Origin of the sequence: Nonlabens sp., from assembly GCF_047636915.1 — a bacterium.
In the GTDB taxonomy this organism is placed as follows: domain Bacteria; phylum Bacteroidota; class Bacteroidia; order Flavobacteriales; family Flavobacteriaceae; genus Nonlabens.
The window spans coordinates 1-19748 of the sequence record NZ_JBLIGN010000022.1 but is presented as its reverse complement, the minus strand read 5'-3'; the positions used below and the strand labels follow the sequence as shown (position 1 = coordinate 19748).

Annotated in this window: 19 protein-coding genes; 6 read left to right on the top strand and 13 right to left on the bottom strand. The window is 35.6% G+C overall.

What is annotated here, in order from left to right:
- Positions 1–17: 17 nt before the first annotated feature.
- Complete coding sequence (locus ACJAT0_RS05545) at positions 18–743, bottom strand: peptidylprolyl isomerase (RefSeq protein WP_415180853.1); 726 nt, start codon at positions 741–743, stop codon at positions 18–20.
- Here ACJAT0_RS05545 and ACJAT0_RS05540 point away from each other — a divergent pair.
- Positions 734–1381 carry an NUDIX hydrolase gene (locus ACJAT0_RS05540; RefSeq protein ID WP_415180852.1) on the top strand — a complete coding sequence of 216 codons (648 nt, stop codon included), beginning with the start codon at positions 734–736 and terminating at the stop codon, positions 1379–1381. The genes ACJAT0_RS05545 and ACJAT0_RS05540 overlap by 10 nt on opposite strands.
- Before the next feature lie 60 nt (positions 1382–1441).
- Positions 1442–2245, top strand: coding sequence for a lysophospholipid acyltransferase family protein (locus tag ACJAT0_RS05535; protein ID WP_415180851.1), 804 nt, complete (start codon positions 1442–1444; stop codon positions 2243–2245).
- A 53-nt stretch (positions 2246–2298) separates the two neighbouring features.
- Here ACJAT0_RS05535 and ACJAT0_RS05530 read toward each other — a convergent pair whose 3' ends face one another.
- From ACJAT0_RS05530 to ACJAT0_RS05515, 4 genes are all read right to left on the bottom strand, one after another.
- Positions 2299–3936 (bottom strand): ABC-F family ATP-binding cassette domain-containing protein, encoded by a 1638-nt coding sequence (locus ACJAT0_RS05530; protein ID WP_415180850.1) that lies wholly within the window; start codon positions 3934–3936, stop codon positions 2299–2301.
- A gap of 437 nt (positions 3937–4373) precedes the next feature.
- On the bottom strand, positions 4374–5543 hold the full coding sequence (locus ACJAT0_RS05525; RefSeq protein ID WP_415180849.1) for a THUMP-like domain-containing protein: 1170 nt from the start codon (positions 5541–5543) through the stop codon (positions 4374–4376).
- The gene (locus tag ACJAT0_RS05520; protein WP_415180848.1) at positions 5544–6644 is read right to left on the bottom strand and encodes an AI-2E family transporter; all 1101 of its coding nucleotides are present in this window, start codon (positions 6642–6644) and stop codon (positions 5544–5546) included. It lies immediately after the preceding gene.
- Positions 6645–6647: 3 nt separating this feature from the next.
- Positions 6648–7289: a DUF4159 domain-containing protein gene (locus ACJAT0_RS05515; protein WP_415180847.1), complete on the bottom strand. Its 642-nt coding sequence runs from the start codon at positions 7287–7289 to the stop codon at positions 6648–6650.
- 126 nt (positions 7290–7415) lie between these two features.
- Here ACJAT0_RS05515 and ACJAT0_RS05510 point away from each other — a divergent pair, with 126 nt between their 5' ends.
- Positions 7416–7604, top strand: coding sequence for a hypothetical protein (locus ACJAT0_RS05510; RefSeq protein WP_415180846.1), 189 nt, complete (start codon positions 7416–7418; stop codon positions 7602–7604).
- 183 nt (positions 7605–7787) lie between these two features.
- On the opposite strand, the gene ACJAT0_RS05505 is transcribed toward ACJAT0_RS05510, so the two are convergent.
- Together ACJAT0_RS05505 and tsaD are read right to left on the bottom strand one after the other, a co-directional pair.
- On the bottom strand, positions 7788–8492 hold the full coding sequence (locus ACJAT0_RS05505; RefSeq protein WP_415180845.1) for a 16S rRNA (uracil(1498)-N(3))-methyltransferase: 705 nt from the start codon (positions 8490–8492) through the stop codon (positions 7788–7790).
- The gene (gene tsaD, locus ACJAT0_RS05500) at positions 8492–9508 is read right to left on the bottom strand and encodes a tRNA (adenosine(37)-N6)-threonylcarbamoyltransferase complex transferase subunit TsaD (protein ID WP_415180844.1); all 1017 of its coding nucleotides are present in this window, start codon (positions 9506–9508) and stop codon (positions 8492–8494) included. Before tsaD ends, ACJAT0_RS05505 begins: the two co-directional genes overlap by 1 nt.
- A 91-nt stretch (positions 9509–9599) precedes the next feature.
- On the opposite strand from tsaD, the gene ACJAT0_RS05495 reads away from it, so the two are divergent.
- On the top strand, positions 9600–14009 hold the full coding sequence (locus ACJAT0_RS05495) for a translocation/assembly module TamB domain-containing protein (RefSeq protein ID WP_415180843.1): 4410 nt from the start codon (positions 9600–9602) through the stop codon (positions 14007–14009).
- Positions 14010–14040: 31 nt separating this feature from the next.
- On the opposite strand, the gene ACJAT0_RS05490 is transcribed toward ACJAT0_RS05495, so the two are convergent.
- The 3 genes from ACJAT0_RS05490 to recF are packed head-to-tail and all read right to left on the bottom strand — an operon-like array spanning position 14041 to position 15813.
- Positions 14041–14340 (bottom strand): DUF721 domain-containing protein, encoded by a 300-nt coding sequence (locus ACJAT0_RS05490; protein WP_415180842.1) that lies wholly within the window; start codon positions 14338–14340, stop codon positions 14041–14043.
- Positions 14327–14737, bottom strand: a complete 411-nt coding sequence (locus ACJAT0_RS05485; RefSeq protein ID WP_415180841.1) for a lipocalin family protein — start codon at positions 14735–14737, stop codon at positions 14327–14329. Before ACJAT0_RS05485 ends, ACJAT0_RS05490 begins: the two co-directional genes overlap by 14 nt.
- Complete coding sequence (gene recF, locus ACJAT0_RS05480) at positions 14734–15813, bottom strand: DNA replication/repair protein RecF (protein WP_415180840.1); 1080 nt, start codon at positions 15811–15813, stop codon at positions 14734–14736. The genes ACJAT0_RS05485 and recF overlap by 4 nt, the downstream gene beginning before the upstream one ends.
- Before the next feature lie 185 nt (positions 15814–15998).
- Between recF and ACJAT0_RS05475 the strand changes: the two genes are divergently transcribed.
- Both ACJAT0_RS05475 and ribH read left to right on the top strand, forming a co-directional pair.
- Positions 15999–16790, top strand: coding sequence for a tetratricopeptide repeat protein (locus tag ACJAT0_RS05475; protein WP_415180839.1), 792 nt, complete (start codon positions 15999–16001; stop codon positions 16788–16790).
- Positions 16791–16796: 6 nt separating this feature from the next.
- On the top strand, positions 16797–17318 hold the full coding sequence (ribH, locus tag ACJAT0_RS05470) for a 6,7-dimethyl-8-ribityllumazine synthase (RefSeq protein ID WP_374003358.1): 522 nt from the start codon (positions 16797–16799) through the stop codon (positions 17316–17318).
- Positions 17319–18100: 782 nt separating this feature from the next.
- Here the strand turns inward: ribH and ACJAT0_RS05465 are convergent.
- From ACJAT0_RS05465 to ACJAT0_RS05455, 3 genes are all read right to left on the bottom strand, one after another.
- Positions 18101–18289, bottom strand: a complete 189-nt coding sequence (locus ACJAT0_RS05465) for a hypothetical protein (RefSeq protein WP_415180838.1) — start codon at positions 18287–18289, stop codon at positions 18101–18103.
- A complete protein-coding gene (locus tag ACJAT0_RS05460) occupies positions 18282–18476 on the bottom strand; it encodes a hypothetical protein (protein ID WP_374003360.1) in 195 nt (64 codons plus the stop codon). Before ACJAT0_RS05460 ends, ACJAT0_RS05465 begins: the two co-directional genes overlap by 8 nt.
- A 93-nt stretch (positions 18477–18569) precedes the next feature.
- On the bottom strand, positions 18570–19289 hold the full coding sequence (locus ACJAT0_RS05455) for a hypothetical protein (protein WP_415180837.1): 720 nt from the start codon (positions 19287–19289) through the stop codon (positions 18570–18572).
- Positions 19290–19748 lie beyond the last annotated feature (459 nt).

Here is a 19748-nt window from a genome sequence, read left to right as displayed (position 1 = left end):
ATTTCTAGGAATTGACCCTACTCAAAAACCTCCATCTCTATAAAAATATCCTCTTTAGGCCAGTCGCTTTCATCTGCTGGAAGCGTTGCTATTTGATCCGCAATTTCCATTCCTTTTGTTACCTTACCAAAGATGGTATGTTCCTTATCTAAATGTGGCGATTTACTGAGGGTTATGAAAAAATCAAAAGGATCATGCCAATTTTGAGGATTATCGATCCATCGTTTGGCGCTGCTCAAGGAGCCTCGTTCATGTTGTACGCCAGGTAAGAAATGTGGTGCTAGTTTATAATTCCCTGCGCTAGCTCTTTTTAAAGATGGTAAGGTCTCATCGCTATTACCAGCCTGAATTATAAAACCTTGAACCACTCTATAAATATAAGTTCCATCAAAGTAGTTATTCTTCACTAAGTAAACAAAGCTTGCCCTATATATAGGAGTTTCTGTAAATAATTCCATTTCTATAGTTCCATAAGAGGTCAACAAGCGGACTTTTGTTTCTAGATTTTCTTTAGCGTATCTAGTGAAAAATACCTTCACGCTATCTTGTGGGATATAAGCAAGTAACGTATCTCCATATACAGAAATCTGTTTTTTATAAGTTTTTTCAAGGATGCGTTGTTCATTTGTTAGTCGTTTAACCGTATCTCGCACTTTCTTATGGGTGCTTTTTTGAACTTGTGGAGTATCTTTACAAGAGAGAGATACCATTATTAAGATTAAACCGAGAAAAAGTGACTTCATTTGAAGATTTTTTAAATCTGCTGTCAAAGCTAAAGAAATTACCACTTCCAGGAAAAGAATCGCAGCTTAAAATGGCTGCTGTAGAACGTCTTGATGAAATGCAAGGCCTTGCTTTAAAAAATCGCATTCCTAAGGAAGCCTCTGTAATGATGTTGATCTATCCTAAAAATAACATCCCTCATTTCGTATTGATCGAGCGCACACAATCCACTGGTAAACACAGCGGCCAGATTGCCTTTCCTGGAGGCAAGAAAGAAAAAAGAGATGCAGACAACAGCGTCACTGCCTTGCGGGAAACGGAGGAAGAAATTGGAATTCTAATGCAGCAGCAGCAATTAATCATGCCCTTGACTTCTATCTATATTCCTCCTAGTAATTATATGGTTTATCCTTACCTCGCTTTCGCGAAAGCGGAATTACAATTCACTCCTCAACCTAGCGAAGTAAAATCTATAGTAGAAATAGCGCTGACTGAATTATTAGACCATAGCAATGAAAAGAGAACTACTTTATCCACTAGCTATATGAAAAAAGTAAGCGTGCCCTGCTTTTATTTTGGGGAAACTATGGTTTGGGGTGCAACGGCTATGATGTTACAAGAAATTAAAGATCTTTTCATTGCATCTGGTCAACCCTAGATGCTAGTAGTTTAAAAAGCTATAGTTATATTTGCCGTTCCTCTAAAATTAAAAAAATACATGGGATTATTTAAAAAAAATCCTTTCGGTCATATTTTATTCTTAAAAAAATGGCTTATACGCATTGCTGGAGCATTATCTCACCGCCGCTATCGAGGTTTTAATGAGATGGAAATAGAAGGAAGCGAGATCATAAGAGACCTCCCTGACACAGGGATCTTATTTGTTTCTAACCACCAGACTTATTTTGCAGACGTAGTGAGCATGTTTCATGTTTTCAATGCCTCCTTAAAGGGACGTGATGATAATATAAAAAATGTGGGCTACCTCTGGAACCCTAAACTCAATATCTATTACGTAGCTGCAAAGGAAACGATGCAAAGTGGTTTGCTTCCTAAAATTCTTTCTTATGCCGGTGCGGTATCTGTAGAAAGAACCTGGAGAGCAAAAGGAGAAGAAGTAAATAGAGAGGTAAACCCAGACGATTCCAAGAACATTGGTGTTGCCTTAGAAGACGGCTGGGTCATTACATTTCCTCAAGGAACGACAAAGCCATTCAAACCCATTAGAAAAGGAACTGCACACATTATAAAGCAGTATAAGCCTATAGTAGTCCCTGTAGTAATAGATGGTTTCCGCAGGAGTTTTGATAAGAAAGGATTGCTCATTAAAAAACGCAACATTCTTCAGTCTATGGTCATCAAAGAACCCTTAGATATCGATTATGAAAATGACTCGGTTGAAAAAATTGTGGAACAACTGGAATATGCTATTGAACAACATCATTCGTTCTTAAAGGTGATTCCTTTAGAAGAAGTGGAAGCTCAAGAGGAGCTTAATAAATTGCGCAAGTGGGAATATTAAGACATTCCTATTTGGTATAATTTTGCTGTGGTATAATTCATATTCCACCCTAACTATTGCATCAAATTGATATCTGCTATACTCTTAATTCTATTTCTTTCTAAGAATGCATCAATCGTTTCAAAATGTTCAATGACCCGTTGCTCTTTAAATTCAAATACTTTTTCAGAAAGTCCTTGAAGGAAATCCCGATCGTGAGAAACTAAAATCAAAGTGCCATCATAAGTAGAAAGAGCTTCTTTCAACACATCTTTTGATTTCAAATCTAAATGATTTGTAGGCTCGTCAAGGATCAAAAGATTAACGGGTTCTAGAAGTAACTTCACCATGGCCAATCGTGTTTTCTCACCACCAGAAAGAACATTTACTTTCTTTTCCAGATCATCACCACTAAACATAAAACGCCCTAAAATATTTTTCATTTGAGTACGTATCTCACCTTCAGACACTTCGTCTACCGTTTGGAAGATGCTGAGGTTCTTATCTAAAAGATCAGCCTGATTTTGTGCAAAATAACCCACCTTTATATTGTGGCCTAGCTGGCAAGTTCCCTCTACATTAATTTCTCCAAGAATGGCTTTTATCATGGTAGATTTACCTTCTCCATTACGCCCTACAAAAGAAACTTTCTCTCCTCTAGCGATGGACATATTTGCCTCTTTAAAAACTACATGTTTTTCATAAGACTTAGAAACATCCTTTACAGTCACTGGATAATCTCCAGAACGAGGAGATGGAGGAAAACGCAATTTGAGCGCACTAGTATCCACTTCATCTATTTCAATTATTTGAAGTTTTTCTAACATGCGTTCTCGAGAAGAAACTTGATTGGTCTTAGAATAAGTTCCCTTAAAACGCTCTATAAATATTCTATTATCAGCAATCATTTTTTGCTGTTCTTGATACGCTTTTACTTGATGTGCTCTGCGTTCTTCTCTCAATACTAGGTAATGGGAATAGGTGGCTTTATAATCAAAAATACGCCCCATAGTTACTTCTACTGTGCGATTTGTAATGGTATCAATAAAGGCCCTATCATGAGAAATAACCATGACCGCATTTGCTTTATTTACTAAAAAATCTTCCAGCCATATCACAGATTCTATATCGATATGGTTGGTAGGCTCGTCGAGTAAGATCAAATCTGGTTTTTGCAGTAAAATTTTAGCTAGCTCGATGCGCATGCGCCAGCCACCGCTAAACTCTGTAGTCTGTCTGGTAAAATCTTCTTGCCTAAAGCCCAATCCTTTGAGTGCTTTTTCTACCTCCGCGTCATAATTAACCTCTTCTAGTGCGTAGAATTTCTCTCCTAGATCTGTCACTTTCTCTATGATAGCCATATATGCATCGCTTTCATAGTCTTTTCTTACGGCAAGCTCGTTGTTCAGATGGTCCATTTCTTCCTTCATAGAAAAGACCTGCTTAAAGGCTTTGGATGCTTCTTCAAAAACGGTACAATCGTCTTCTGTACGTAAATGTTGTGGCAAATAAGCGATCACCACATCTTTAGGAGCACGCACGTAACCACGAGTAGCCGTTTGTTCTCCTGCGATAATCTTCATCATCGTAGATTTACCTGCGCCATTTTTACCCATCAAGGCTATTTTATCTGTAGGATTGATTACAAAGGAAACATCACTAAATAAAGTCGTTCCACTAAATTCTACGGCAAGATTATCTACTGTGATCATGATCTGGTTTTACGGTGGCGAAAATAAGTCTTTGAAATCGTTGCACTAGTAATGATCTATCATAAAGATCTTAGATAGTATTACAAGCATTATTTTTAATTCTGCTGTAAAACAGCCCAATAGTAAAGGTATCTATAAATTTAATATGAAGTTATACTAAGGTTGTGGAAGATATCTCCCATATTATCAATATTTATTCTGATTCGTACCGTCTTTTCTTTAAGGGTACCGGGAGGATTAGGAACTTGGGATGCAATGCCTTTTATATTAATAGGAGTGCCACTTATCTTGATACTTTTAACTATTATTATTGCTTACAACGGGGGAAATTAAAAAAGCAGGTCTTTTACTTATTCAACATTAGACTTTTTGAATATCATCTTGCCTACCGCCGAGTTAAAAAAAATACACAAATTCAAGGCACCAAACAGCAACCATCAAATCTTAACAGCTTCAATAATTATGGAACCTAATTCCTGAGAACTGGTAAAGAATAAATAGTCGGTTTCATGTTCTGTAAACTGATACTTCTTGCGCAGTTGCGCAACCGATTCTTTATTATTGCGTGTAACAATTGCTCTAGCAGTTTTAGCAAAAAGCCTTTTAATATTTTTAGGTTTATTTTCTATCACCTTTATAATTTCAAAAACACGTCCAGGAAAATCCACTGACTGCTTTGAAGTGAATAGATGAGCATCCTGATCAAGTTTTTCCAAAGAGTATTGCGTCATTAAAGAATCAAATTGTTGTGATTTCATAACTGCTGCATTGGGCTCATAAAGATATTTCTGAGGCTTAGAATAGGAAGTGTTGCGCTGTGTACTCCATAAATTTTTAAAAACCGGCTGCTCCGTTTGTAAATTAATACAAGTTAACGTCACTTGATCTACCTCCTTATCACTCAAAATCCACAACAGTTCTTTTACCTCATTTTTTACAGCTACTACATACAATTCACCAACTTTTTGCAACTGTTTTATCCCAGCGGTTATATCCAGCATGGGTGAGGTTTTGATCATTACCCGTTTGCTCTTATTCAATAACAAGTCCAAATGATCAATGACATTAGGCTCATAATCTTTTAATAGTACTGCTTTGGTATTTGTTTCTGTTTTTCGGCTAGGATCTAAATAAATTAGATCGTAAGAATCTAAGGTTTTTTTTAAGAACTCTATTCCATCGGTACATAGTGACTTCGTTGGAAGTAATTGCGTCTTTAATAATTGTTGTGCATATGGCTGTAAATAAACGCAGGACTCAAGATGTGTCGTTATTGGGCACCACTTTGCAAAAGCGGAAACATCCATTCCAAATCCTCCTGTCAGGTCTATCATGCTGCCGATCTTAAACAATTGGGACTTATATGTTGCGGTAACTTCTGAACTGGTCTGTTCCAAATTTACCTTAGGCGGATAAATGATCTGATGATTCTCAAAAAGCCTAGGAAATTTATATCGCGCTTTTTGTAATCCAACTAACTGTTGTGTAAGCTCTTGATTTGAGATATGTTGAAAAGGATGTTTTTTAAGCATAAAAGCAGCTGCATTTTCATGCAAATGAATTCTAAGATACTCATCCACTTCAGCTCTTATAACGGCAAGATTCATCTATAAATTTTGAGTGAGTTTCTTAACGATTTTATACTCGCTTAAAAACTCTTTTGAGATTACCTTGATAGCTGTATATGTGGGAATTGCGAGTACTAATCCTAGAATACCAAACAATATTCCTGCTATGAGAATTATGATGAAAATCTCCAAAGGATGCGATTTTACACTCTTACCAAATATCAACGGTTGATTTAAAAAGTTGTCGATAGTCTGTACGATTCCATAGCCTATTAATACGATCATTAATTTAGGTAAGATCACTTCAGAAAAATTGGAGCCTAGATGGCCACTAATCACAAAAGCAGACATTAATACATAGCCTATCGCAGGACCTAAGTAAGGAACGAGATTAAGTAATGCACAGAAAAAGGCAATGATGATTGCATTTTCTACTCCTACTATAAATAAGATAACACCGTAAAGAACAAATAAAATAAACACTTGAAACACCAAACCAATAAAATATCTTGAGAGCAATTGCTTGATTTTAGTAAAAGCCCTTAAAAATTGACCTTCAGTTCCTTTTTTTGAAAAGACTAATACACCTTCTAATAAAAGGCGACTGTCTTTAAGAAAGAAGAAAGCAATAAATAATATAGAAAACAAACCTATTCCAAAGCTGCCTAACGTTCCAAAGAAACCATTAACGAATTGAGGAATAAGCTCCATATTAAAGTTCTCGTAGTACTGTGTCTTTTGAAGTCGCTCTAAAATATCAACTCTTTGAATGCCAAAGTAAGCACTGATCTGTTCATTTAAGATTTCTATATTTAATTCTAATTCTTCCAGATCAATCTGACTTAAGTTATCGCTTTGCTCAGTAATGATAGGAATGACCATCAAAACCGCACCTATAATGATCATAAAAAGCAGTAATAATGTAAGGATTACCGCTATCGTATTATGAAATTTTAATCTGTCTTTTAAAAATAAAACGATCGGTCTTCCTATTAATGAAACTACTGCGGCAATTCCGATATAAGCAAGAACAGATTGTATTTCCCAAAGAAACCACAGCAGAATAAAAACACCAAATATGAGTCCCAATGCCCTTAAGAGGCCGTAGGTAATAGACTTAGAATGAATAGCTTTAATCATAACTTAGTTGGTAAAAACATATTTAATAATATTTGCTCCCATATCTAATGCTTTCTTGCGCACCTCTGGCGGATCATTGTGTACTTCTGGGCTTTCCCATCCATCACCCAAGTCACTTTCAAAGGTAAACAATAACACCAACCTACCTTCATGAAATAATCCTTTAGCTTGAGGCCTCTGGCCTTGGTGTTCGTGTATTTTAGGTAATCCTTTAGGAAATTTTGCGTACACATTGAATATAGGATGTGATGCAGGTAATTCTACCAATTCTTTTTGAGGAAATAATTTAACAAGCTCTTTATTTAAATAGGGTTCCATACCATAATTATCATCAATGTGAAGAAAACCACCACTCAAAAGGTAATTTTTTAAATTTTGAATATCTGCTTCATTAAACACCACATTACCGTGCCCTGTCATATGAATATAGGGATATTGAAAAATAGATACACTACTAGGCTCCACAACAGCGACCTCTTTATTTAACTGTGTGCCTATGTGATCATTACAGTAAGTAATCAAATTGGGTACGGCCGTTGGATTTGAATACCAGTCACCACCACCGTTGTATTTCAGTACGGCAAGTTGTTGTGCCTGGACGTAACTTAAAAATAATACAGCGATTAAAATCAATGTTCTTTTCATAGTTCAGCAAATTACAAACTTATTTTGCGTTTTGATTAGTGTTATTTACCTATTGATAAAAAAAAACGCAGATTATACCTTATAATAACGTTAAATTTTTATATTTGAAACCATAATTCCCCTGTTATGAAAATTACCACATCACCAAAAACTATTATCCCCATCGTAAGTTTACTGCTAGCTTTTGGAATGCTTGCTTTTCGACATGATAAAAACAATGTGAAATTAGTGCATAATGATCCTGATAAAAACATCGCAAATATCAAATCAGCTTCTGAAAAGCTTGATACTATTACTAATTCTCTTGAAAATTAAAAGGAAAACTTTAACAAAGCACTATTTAATATCTTCGCTAACAAAAGCAAGAGAATTTTTATAGAAACACTTATAACTTTCGCTATACGTGTCACTACATTACTTCACGACCTATGAATAATAAAAAGAACTATTGATACTTTTTATTTTATGTAACAACTCTATCGTTAAAGGATTCAGCACTTATTTAATGGTACTATTAAAAATTGCTGTTGCATATACACCAGCAGTTTCAGTACGCAATCTGTTATTTCCTAAAGAAGTAGGTGTAAATCCATGTTTTAAGGATGCGGCTATCTCCCGACTAGATAAATCACCTTCTGGACCTATGATTAATGTAAAGTCTTTGCTTTTATCTATCATTTGGGCGAGGGTTTTTTTGTCGGTATCTTCACAATGAGCAATACACTTCACCCCTGTTATATGCGTCTTTATAAAATCTGACAGAGATGTAAGCTCCTCTATTATGGGGATATGAAACTGATTGCTTTGCTGGATAGCACTAATTAAAATTTTGTGAAACCTGTCTCTATTAATTTTTTTACGTTCACTGTGATCACATAGCAAAGGTGTAATTTTTGAAATCCCCATTTCTGTGGCTTTTTCTAGAAACCATTCCATACGGTCATTCATTTTGGTAGGTGCTATGGCGATGTGTAAGTTTTGAGCTGGTTGAGGATACGCTTTCGCGAAAGCGATATCAATACTACATTTATTACTCGTCACAAGACTTATTACACCTTCATACAAATTACCTACTCCATCTGTAATGTGGACGGAATCACCTACTTTCTTGCGCAAGGCTTTGGTCATGTGTCTCGCCTGCTCTTTATCAAGTTGGAGAACAGTAGCATCTGGTGTTACGTTATTAAAATAAAATAATTGCATTACATCGATATTCTAGGTGAAGCTGTTATTTCCATTCCTGCAGTATATCCATCTAAATATTTAAAATATCCTGAAATACCTATCATAGCAGCGTTATCTGTCGTGTATGCAAAAGGTGGAACAAAGGTGTTCCATCCTTTTTGGTTATAAGAAGTGAGTCTTAACCTTATCCCAGAATTTGCACTCACACCACCGCCCATGGCTACCGTGTTTATTCCGGTTTCTTTTACTGCTTTTTCAATCTTTTGAAATAAAATTTTAATGAGAGTGTGCTGTATACTAGCGCAAATATCATGCAGATTTTCTTTGACAAAATCTGGATTCTTCTTTACCTCTCGTTGTATAAAATACAGTACAGCAGTCTTAAAACCACTAAAGCTATAATTTAGGTTTGGAGCTTTAGGAATTGGAAAGGGAAACTTTTTAGGGTCTCCTTTTTTAGAGAGTTGGTCTATTTGAGGACCCGCTGGATAACCCAATCCTAGCATCTTGCCGCTTTTATCAAAAGCTTCTCCTATAGCATCATCTTGTGTAGTTCCTATGACTTCCATTTTATGGTAGTCAGTCACTTTTATAATCTGTGTATGCCCGCCACTTATAGTTACTCCAAGAAAAGGAAATTGAGGTACTTCTTGGCCCTCATTAATAAAATGCGCTAGAATGTGACCGTGCATGTGATGCACGTCTATAAGTGGTATGTCAAGCGCAAGCGCGAGAGATTTGGCAAAACTAGCACCTACTAAAAGGCTTCCCATAAGTCCTGGACCTCTGGTAAAAGCAATAGCGGTTAAGTCTTTTTTTGTAATACCAGCTTTTTTTAGTGCCTGATCTACAACGGGAACAATATGAGACTGATGCGCTCTAGAAGCCAGTTCTGGGACAACTCCTCCGTATTGTATGTGGATTTCCTGACCAGCAACGACATTTGATAAGACTTGATCATCTTTAAGAATAGCGCAAGCGGTATCATCGCAGGAGGATTCAATAGCAAGAATGTAAGAAATTTGTGGATCCATTAGAGATTTAAGGCATAAAAATTGATAATATTGCAAAGGTAAACGATACATGATTAAGAAACTTCTTAAAATACTGGTGAAAACCCTGCTAATGCTGCTTTTATTATTCATAATAATAGCAGTTACGTTTTCATTTCCTGCCGTTCAAACCGTTGCAGCAAATTACACTACCTCTTATCTTAACGAAGAATACGGAACAGATATAACCATTACATCCATAAAAATTTCCTTATCAGGTGATGTGGTACTTAGAGAATCAAAAGCTTTAGATAGCCGTAAAGACACTGTTATTTATTTTAAAGAACTTAGATCTTCTATTCTAGGTTTTGGGAATATGATCACCGGAAAGCCAGATTTAGGGACTACTTCTATAGATGGATTCTACCTCAATATGAAAAAATACAAAGGGGAAGAAGATGACAATCTAAACCAATTTTTAAATAAATTTGGGAAAAGTAAAACCCCATCTACGACTCCATTTGTGCTCACTACAGATGATTTAAATATTAGCAATTCAAGGATAAGCATCATCGATGAAAATCTGAAATATCCGGAAACCTTCATGGCAAAAAACTTTAATTTGCAATCTGAAGGATTAAAAATAGAAGGCTCCAATGTAAGTGCCATAATAGAAGATGCTTCCTTTGATATGTACACTGGAGTAATGAAATCCGATATAAATGGCACTAAAAACTTAAGGATTAAAAGTCTCAAAACTGTTTTTTCTTACACACCCACTCAAATTCTAGCTAATAAACTGGCCATCAACACTGCTGGTTCTCTAATCGAAGGCGACCTTAAATTATCATACCAGAGAAAAGACTTTGCTGATTTTATACAAAAAGTAGATTGGGATTTCATTATTAAAAAGGCAGATTTATCTACTAATGAACTCAGGAAATTCTATGATGAAATCGTTGAGGACGACCATGTGGAATTAAGAGGACGCCTAAAGGGAACCCTTAATGATTTTGTTGTAGAAGATATGCTAGCCACCACTCTTGGCGACATCAGTATAGATGGCAAAATGCATTTTAAAAATCTTATTGAAAATGAAGAAAACTTCTATGTGGAAGGTGATTTTAAGAACCTACAAGTAAGCAACACAGATCTTAAAAAATTCTTGCCTAATATCCTAGGAAAAACACTGCCATCAAAACTACATCAATTTGGCACCTTACAAGCTACTGGTTATGCAAGTGTGAATGCCAATAAGGTGGTTACTAGATTATCAGGAACTACGCGTAAAGGCAGTTTTAATTCAAATCTAATTCTAAAGGATATACGAAGTGGTAACATTGCATATAATGGAAATATAAAACTACAACGTGTTGATCTAGGCTCTTTATTTGGTCTGAAAGAAGTTGGTAAAGTAACGCTGGATCTCGATTTAAATGGACGTGGTTTTGATCCTGAAAATGCCTATGCCTCACTTAAAGGAAACATAGCTCAATTAGACTTCAATGACTATTCTTATCGTAATATTAATGTAAACGGCAAATTCAAAAAGCCAATTTTTAATGGTAAGGTGTCTGTAAATGATCCTAATCTTCGAATGGATTTTGACGGTCTTGCAGATCTTAGCGCCGCCGTAAATACCTACGACTTCAAGGCTATAATTAACTATGCCGATTTAAACGCTATTAATCTCTTTAAGCGCGATTCTATCGCCATTCTTAAAGGAGAGGTAGTTATGAAAATGAAAGGTACCACATTAGATGATGCCGAAGGCACCATAGATATCACAGATGCCAGCTATAAAAACCCTAACGATAATTATATTTTTAATGACTTCCGTATCGCTTCCAGCTTTGAAAATAAAGAGCGATTTATATCTATTAATAGCACTGACATTATAGAAGGAGAACTTTCTGGTGTTTTTAAGATTGCAGAAATTCCAGAATTGTTTAAAAACAGTATTGGCAATGTGTACACGAATTACAAATCAGAAAACATCACGCAGAATCAGTACCTAAATTATGAATTTAAAATTTATGATAAATTAGTAGATCTCATTTTCCCTGACATAGCTCTAGGCGAAAATACCATTCTAAAAGGGCAGGTAGCTAGCAATGAAGCACAGTTCCGCATGACTTTTAGATCACCCAATATTAAAATTTACGATATAGCACTCGACAAAGTCAATGTTCAAATCAATAACCAAAATCCATTATTTAATACATTTATTAAAATTGATGGCGTTAAAAACAGCATTTATAATATAGCCGATTTTCAACTTATTAATGTTACTAATAAAGATACGCTGCTCTTCCGTACTAAATTTAAAAGCTCCTCAAGAGATACTGACAAATTTAACCTTAGCTTTTATCATACCATAAATAATAAGAATGAATCTGTTATCGGTATAAGAAAAAGCGATGTGATTTTCCAAGGTAAAAAATGGTTTTTAAACAAGACAGATGAAGATGTAAAATTAAAATTTGATCATGATTTTAAAACATTTAGACTCGATAGCTTGATAGCAAGTCATGAAGAAGAGTTGGTGACGCTCGCAGGAGATATTACTAATAAGGAGACCAAAGACCTTCATTTAGATTTCAAAGATGTTGAAGTTTCTAGCATTACCTCTCCTATTGATAGTTTAAAACTCAAAGGTCATATTGATGGAGTTTTATCCTTGCAACAAGTAAATGGCAATTATTCACCTTCTAGTCAGCTTACCGTAAAAGGATTTGAAGTCAATGAAACTCCATTAGGTGATTTTGACCTATCCATTACTGGTAATGAAGATTTGAGTCTTTACAATGTAAGCGCAGAGTTAAAAGATGACCTGCAAAAAACATTTACTGCTACTGGAAGCATCAACACTAGTGAAGGAAATAGCCAGATCAATGTAAACGCAGTTTTTAAAGATTTCAATTTAGTTGCTTTAAGTCCTCTAGGTGGAGAGGTGCTCGATAACATAAGAGGTTTAACCTCTGGACAAGCAAAAATTACAGGAACGTTGAGCAAGCCTGATATTAATGGTTCTCTCCAATTAAACAATGCTGGTTTGCGTATTCCTTACCTCAATACTGATTTTGATCTGGAGAATAATTCACAAATAACAGTCACATCAACGTCATTTGATTTTAAAAATTTACAGCTCAAGGATACGAAATACAGGACTAAAGGTACATTATCTGGTGCAATCAATCATAAGAATTTTGGTTTTTGGGATCTTGATCTAAATATAGAGTCAGAGAGACTGCTTGCTCTAGACACAGAATTAACACCAGATGCCTTGTATTATGGAACAGCTTTTATAAATGGTCAGGCAACGATTACTGGCCCTACAGATGGGTTATTAATTAATGTAATCGCTGCCACTGGAGCGGAGACTGTTTTTAAAGTGCCTATCGATGACGGAGAATCTTTAGGAGACACCTCTGCTATATATTTCTTGAGTCCAGAAGAAAAAAAGGCACGCATCTCTGGGGAAACATTCATCATAGATAAGGTAAGTGGGCTGGAATTAAGATTTGAACTTCAAGTAACTCCAGAGGCCGAAGTAGAAATAACTGTAGACCCTACTAATGGTAGTTACATACGCGGGCGTGGCGTTGGGAATTTGCTTTTAGAAATCAACACCACAGGTAAATTTATTATGAACGGTGACTTTATAGTTACAGAAGGAATTTACAATTTTAAGTATGCTGGGATAGTAAACAAAAACTTTATTATAGAACCCGGTGGAACGATGGACTGGAACGGCGATCCTACTAATGCCAACATAGATGTAGAAGCCGTTTATAAAACCAGAGCAAATCCATCCATACTTCTTGATAACCCAAACTTGAATGCTCAAATTCCTGTAGATGTGCTGACCAAACTACAAGGTGACCTTAGTTTTTTTGACCCTGAATTTTTCATTAGATTCCCTAATACGAACTCTGTTGTAAGCTCTGAGTTGCAATACCGATTAGATGATAAAGCACAAAGACAGCTACAAGCCTTATCACTAGTTAGCATGGGCTCTTTTTACAACCCTAACAGTATAGGGCAGAATGCGGTTACGGGAAACGTAGTAGAAAGTGTTACAGGAATTGTGAATGACCTTGTAAGTAGAGAAGATAGTAAATTTGACTTTGGTGTCAGTTATGAGGCTTCTGAACGCAATCCAAACTCGGATTTGCAACGTTCCGATCGTTTTGGAATTACTTTAAGCACACAAATAACAGACCGTGTATTGATCAATGGTAAATTAGGAGTTCCTGTAGGATCCACAAGTGCCAGCGAGCGAGCAGTTATCGGAAATGTAGAGATAGAATTCCTAATCAATGAAGATGGCACCTTGCGTTTGAAATTATTTAATAGAGAAAACACGCTGCAACAATTGGGGCAGCAAGAGGACTATACCCAAGGCTTGGGATTGCAATACAGGATCGATTTCAATAGTCTTCAAGAGCTCTATGAACGTATTTTTAAAAAACAGATGGTTCGAGATAGATCAATAAAAGCCAGTGAAGAGGTAGATAGTGCTCCTGTTCAGTTCAAATAAGGCTAATTACTTTAATTTAAATTAGCGAACGCTACCTCAATACTAATTTCTCAATCATCTCTCTACCTAAATGATCATTTAAATTCTTGATGATTTTTGCACGACCGTAAAGCAATTCTTGTCTTAAAACTGAAGAAGAAAGATTTATAAATAAGGTTCCAGAAGTAAACTTAATTTGTGTGGTATAATTAGTCACACCAGTTCCCATAACAGCTTTCCAAGCACCTTCTACGTCTACCTTCTCAAACCCTTTTTGCAGCTTGCTTTGCGCTTTAAAATCACTTAGCACATCGCTCATGCGTGCAAAGTCCTCTTTTTTATTGTTCCTCATTGAGTGCATATCTTTTGTAGGTGTATCGTGTTCCATTTTCATGAAGCAAGACTAAGGTTTCCTTTGTAGCTTCCTTTACTTTTTGAGTATAAGAACCGGCTCCTTCTTGAAAGGTAAGCCATAAATCGCCTTCTTTTTCTTCCCATTGAAAATAAATAGGATTTCCATAAGATACAAAGCTACCATTGTATCTGGGACTTACTCGATTTTTGACACCTTTAAATCCATCTATTTCAAAATGATCCATATGATTGGAAAAAGGGAATTCACGCTCAGTTCCATCAGATAAAATGACTTCATCGATATTCCAATAACCTTCTAGGGTCTTTATCTTTTCTTCGTTGGTCGAACAAGAAATCAACAGAATAGTCAGCCATAAGCAGCTAATTTTTTTCATAACTTAAAGATTTTATACGATTGCTCGGTTTGTTTAATGACGGCTTCGGTTCTTTCTGGATGGGTATCACTTATAAATAACTGACCGAATTGATCATCATTTACCATATCAATTATTTGAGATACTCGAGATTCATCAAGTTTGTCAAAAATATCGTCGAGAAGCAAAATAGGAACCGTTCCACTTTCTTGCTTTATAAATTCAAACTGTGCTAATTTTAAAGCAGTAAGGAAGCTCTTCTGTTGTCCTTGACTACCAAATTTCTTTACCAAATGATTGTCCAATAGGAACAACAAATCATCTTTGTGAGTTCCTACGCTTGTATATTGCAATTGCAAATCCTTTTGTTGAGCATTTTTTAAAACAAGAGCAGGGTTTGTGTTGTTAAAGTCGGCTTTATAATAAATATCAACAGCTTCTTCAGAACGAGAAATTTGCTGATAATATTTCTTAAAAATAGGAGTGAATGATTTTAAAAAAGACGTTCTCGTACTGTGCATATAACCTCCCAAAGCTATGAGTTGCTCATCGTATACTGCAAGAGCATCACTGTCAAATGTGCGATTGATATAAAAATATTTAAGCAAAGCATTACGCTGCTGAAGCAACTTGTTGTAGTTGATCAATTTATTCAAATACAAGGAATTACTTAGAGAAATAACCCCATCTAGAAATTTGCGTCTCGTATCGCTTCCTTCAATAATCAAATCACGATCCGTAGGAGAAATAATAACTAAGGGAATCAAACCTATGTGCTCACTGATCCTATCATAAATTTTACCATTGCGTTTTACTACGCGTTTGACTCCTTTTTTTGCGCTGACTACGATCTTTTCTTCCTGATCATTTTTAATAAAATTACCATTCACAACAAAAAACTCTTCGTCATGTTTGATATTTTGTACTGTGATGGGATTAAAGTAGCTTTTTGCGAACGCAAGATGGTAAATCGCGTCTAAAACGTTGGTTTTTCCTACACCATTGTTCCCTACAAAGCAATTAATCTTATCATCAAACTCAAAATCGGCCGAAGAAAAGCTTTTATAATTAATAAGACTTATAGAATTAAGTTTCATGAATATTTTTATAACTAATTGTAATATAGGTTTTTGTGATTGTTCTACTTTCGCGAAAGCGGAATAATCAACCTCTTAATAGACGTATTGCAAACTTAACCTAACAAAAGGTAGAGAATAAAGCTTTCACACATTTTTATATATGGATAAAAATTATATTTTTGCGCTTTCAATTAAAGACAATTATGGCTACTTATAACAAAAGAGGATACAAACCGAAAACGAAACCGGAAAAAGAAGATAATGACCAACTTTTTGATGATTCAGAATCAACTACTGCTGAAGTATTTAGCACCCTTGACGAAGGCGCAAATAAGGCAGAACAATGGTTAGAGAAAAACCAAAAAGCTTTAATTATAATAGTTGCTCTTATCGCTATAGGATCTGCGACAGCGTGGGCTTATAATCAATTTGTAGCGCAACCTCAAGAAATAGTGGCTATCGAAGAATCTAGTGAAGCTAACAAGTACTATGACCTCGCAGTTAATTCTACGGGTAAAGAAAAAGACTCTCTATACGGAGTGGCACTAGAAGGCGCAAATGGAAAATACGGACTTATAAAACTTGCCGAAGAATATAAAGGAACTGACGCAGGAAATCTTGCTACTTACCAAGCTGGAATGGCCTATCTTAATATAGGCGGCGACCAACTGCAAAAAGCTATCGATTACCTGAAGGCTTATGACGGTGGTGATACTGTGTTAAAGGCTATCGCAAAAGCTGGAATAGGTGACGCTCTTGTACAAGCTGGTCAAGCTGGCGATGCTGTTTCCTACTATATGGATGCTGCAAATGCTAATGTAAATGAATACTCTACTCCTAAATACCTTCTTAAGGCTGCACAAGTAGCCCTAACAACTGGAGATAATAGTACTGCTGTGACTGCATTAGAAAGAATTGAAGAAAACTATCCAGATGCTGATGAAATTAAAACAGCTCAAGTTCTTTTAGGCCAAGCAAAAGCAGCTTCTAACTAATACATAATGGCAACAGTAGGAAAAGATTTATCGCAATATGACAAAAGCAGTCTTCCAGACGCTACAAACATGCGCATAGGAATCGTTGTTTCTGAATGGAATGATGATATTACTGAAAATCTTTTTAAGGGCGCTCAAGAGACTTTATTAGATTGTGGCATAGATGCACAGAGTATTTTTCGTATGAATGTTCCGGGATCCTTTGAACTTATATATGGATGCAAGAATATGCAACACACAAGTTACCCTGTTAAAAACAGTAAACTACGTAAAGATCTAGACGCTATCATTGCTATAGGTAATGTGATACGCGGAGAAACTGCTCACTTTGACTTTGTCTGTCAAGGGGTCACCAGCGGTATTAAAGATTTAAACCTTAATAGCTCTCGAATTCCCGTTATCTTTTGTGTTTTAACAGATGATACGCATGCACAATCTGTCGCTCGAAGCGGTGGTGTTCATGGCAATAAAGGCAGTGAAGCAGCTGTAGCAGCCATTAAAATGGCAGCTATAAAACAAAAGTTTTAGATTAGGTATTAGATAAATTTAAAAATCGCTTTGCAAATCAAGATTTGTAAAGCGATTTTTTTGTTAAATCCTATTAGATAAACAGCACCACCCTGTAAAACCAAACTAAATTTGATAGTGCTTAATTTGTCTAAGTAGGTTGATAAGGAAATTCAGCGGGTCATTTTTGTGATAGATTCCAGCCTTACGAACTTATTATCCTGTTGTACATTTCTCTAAAGGAACAAGTAATTCGGTTTCGCTATGGTCCTATTTTTATGGTCTTTACTTTTACACTTATATAAATTTATGCTGAGTTAATCGACATACTCCAGATAGGATAAGCTGAGCAAAAGTGGGACAGTTCTCTAATCTGGAAAGTAATCGGAAGAAAACACCTGAGCTATTAGTTTTTGAAATATTTCAAACGATGCTACTCTGCAGCGATAGGATAACTAAATATTACCGCTCCTTTCCTAAACAGACTGCTTCCAAGGATTGGAAGTTTTAAAACGAAAGGCAATCGCGAGTGCTACAGGTAAGCACCAAGCGTTTTAATCGGAAAAGCGGATGATTAGACACTTCGATTCCTATACTCCCTTAATAAAAATATTAAAAATTATGAAGGGAAGAACACAGCACAGATTGGAGATGTAGCTAAAGATCCTGAACGATACCTGTCGAAGGCTACCAAAGAGCCAGCTATTTACGAATGTTAATCGAAAGCTAGATCAAAAGTTATTTTTATTACCGCTTGTAAGGGCCTTTAAAAATAAATACAGACAAGGAATGTCTTATCAACCTTATTTCTTCTTCAATCCGATCAATTGATAAGCACCGAACACCACAAGCCCTGCAGCAAGTATCCACTGATAACTGTCTACCTCTTTATCTTGAACGAATTTATCATACAATTTCCACGAACCTATACCTACAAAAACTATAGAAAGTAGGATGGTATAATTGCGCTTATTTGAACTAGGTTCAGACATCTTTTTGAGTAATTAAAGCATATACGAGGTAAATTCCGTAAACAAAAACTCCAAAACCTAAAATGATATAAGGCATTTCCATAGGTGTTTCTAACACAAAGTGATCGAATAATCTCCAACCTCCAAAACCTATAAACGCAGCTGCCATGACACCGCCTAGAATTGGATTTCTTTTTCTTACTGCCATAATACTTTTTTATAAATGTAAAGATAAATAAAAAGCGCTCCCTAGAATAAACTAGGAGCGCTTCATATAATACAGTTTGTAAAGGCAAACTATTTATGCATTAAAATATTTGGAATTCCAAATCGCCGTGTTGAAGTTTTTACCTGCAGCAAAAGAATAATACAAGACCATAGCGGCAATCGACTTAAATGTAAAAAAGAATATGAGTAAAAACTCTACTCCTGTTGGATTCTTAGCAAAGATGCCATTAGGGATCAAATAAGCCGCAAGTAGACTTACCACAACAGTTGAAAAAATTAAATTTTCAAATGTTTTAAAATTCCATGCCCATATTTTCCTAAAGGCATTTAAATCATTTCCCCATTTGTGGATAAGGTAAAAGTAACCGTTTCCTATAGGTGCAAAAAGCAATGGATCATCTGCATCTTCTAATTTAAATAATTTTGACGGTGCGACGATTTTAAAACCACGCATCTCAATATGATGTTCCTTTTCCATCTGCTTGATTTTCATCAAAGCTTCATAAGGAATTTCATTTTTAAAATATTTAGTGTCTAGAAAGCGCAGCCTATACGTCACACAAATATCTCTAATTTGGTCTACGTGATAAATGCGGTCTGTTTCCAGTAGGTCAATATTAAAATGATTTCGAGGAGTAGGTTTCTGTGGACTCTTCATCCGTGCCATAATAGCATCTTCCCTTCTATCTTCTTCCTTCAATATAGCCGTTACCTGCTCAAGAATATCAGTGCCTTTAAACATTTTGGCCTTAGACTTTTTGAGTTTATCTTCAATATTGGTGCGTTTTAACATAATTAGTTACTTATTATATCATTATTAATGATGACAGGTGCTTATTTATAAAACAAACCTACAAGCTATAGGTCGTAAAGGAGTTCTTTTTATTTCAATTAGGAAATGTTAATTTTTGCGTTTTCGAAAAAAGCGCCACTTATGCTTCACCACATCAATACCTATTTGGAATTTTAAAGTTTTTAAATACTGGTCTCTCAATAGATGAGAACGTTCTGAAAGTAGACGGCATTATTTAAAAAAACTAAATACTCTTGCTGCCATTCAAAATAAAAAAGGAAGCAAAAAGATCACACATAAGCTTCCATTACAATCGGAATTAGAATATAGAAAAAATAGCAAGCAAATACTTAAATCGCATACACTGGATTTATATACTCAAAACACCAAGACTTGAGAATTTTCAGATGTTTCTTTTTAATTTTATACGCGTTAAAATTTGCACCCGTAACATTTGCT

Excerpts from the sequence above, each read along its gene's own strand:
- ACJAT0_RS05535 (WP_415180851.1), top strand. The coding sequence starts at position 1,442 with ATGGGATTATTTAAAAAAAATCCTTTCGGTCATATTTTATTCTTAAAA.
- ACJAT0_RS05525 (WP_415180849.1), bottom strand. The coding sequence starts at position 5,543 with ATGAATCTTGCCGTTATAAGAGCTGAAGTGGATGAGTATCTTAGAATT.
- ACJAT0_RS05545 (WP_415180853.1), bottom strand. The coding sequence starts at position 743 with ATGAAGTCACTTTTTCTCGGTTTAATCTTAATAATGGTATCTCTCTCT.
- ACJAT0_RS05455 (WP_415180837.1), bottom strand. The coding sequence starts at position 19,289 with ATGTTAAAACGCACCAATATTGAAGATAAACTCAAAAAGTCTAAGGCC.
- ACJAT0_RS05490 (WP_415180842.1), bottom strand. The coding sequence starts at position 14,340 with ATGAGGAACAATAAAAAAGAGGACTTTGCACGCATGAGCGATGTGCTA.
- ACJAT0_RS05530 (WP_415180850.1), bottom strand. The coding sequence starts at position 3,936 with ATGATCACAGTAGATAATCTTGCCGTAGAATTTAGTGGAACGACTTTA.
- ACJAT0_RS05520 (WP_415180848.1), bottom strand. The coding sequence starts at position 6,644 with ATGATTAAAGCTATTCATTCTAAGTCTATTACCTACGGCCTCTTAAGG.
- ACJAT0_RS05465 (WP_415180838.1), bottom strand. The coding sequence starts at position 18,289 with ATGTCTGAACCTAGTTCAAATAAGCGCAATTATACCATCCTACTTTCT.
- ACJAT0_RS05510 (WP_415180846.1), top strand. The coding sequence starts at position 7,416 with ATGAAAATTACCACATCACCAAAAACTATTATCCCCATCGTAAGTTTA.
- ribH (WP_374003358.1), top strand. The coding sequence starts at position 16,797 with ATGGCAACAGTAGGAAAAGATTTATCGCAATATGACAAAAGCAGTCTT.
- ACJAT0_RS05495 (WP_415180843.1), top strand. The coding sequence starts at position 9,600 with ATGCTGCTTTTATTATTCATAATAATAGCAGTTACGTTTTCATTTCCT.
- recF (WP_415180840.1), bottom strand. The coding sequence starts at position 15,813 with ATGAAACTTAATTCTATAAGTCTTATTAATTATAAAAGCTTTTCTTCG.
- ACJAT0_RS05515 (WP_415180847.1), bottom strand. The coding sequence starts at position 7,289 with ATGAAAAGAACATTGATTTTAATCGCTGTATTATTTTTAAGTTACGTC.
- ACJAT0_RS05485 (WP_415180841.1), bottom strand. The coding sequence starts at position 14,737 with ATGAAAAAAATTAGCTGCTTATGGCTGACTATTCTGTTGATTTCTTGT.
- ACJAT0_RS05475 (WP_415180839.1), top strand. The coding sequence starts at position 15,999 with ATGGCTACTTATAACAAAAGAGGATACAAACCGAAAACGAAACCGGAA.
- ACJAT0_RS05505 (WP_415180845.1), bottom strand. The coding sequence starts at position 8,492 with ATGCAATTATTTTATTTTAATAACGTAACACCAGATGCTACTGTTCTC.
- ACJAT0_RS05460 (WP_374003360.1), bottom strand. The coding sequence starts at position 18,476 with ATGGCAGTAAGAAAAAGAAATCCAATTCTAGGCGGTGTCATGGCAGCT.
- tsaD (WP_415180844.1), bottom strand. The coding sequence starts at position 9,508 with ATGGATCCACAAATTTCTTACATTCTTGCTATTGAATCCTCCTGCGAT.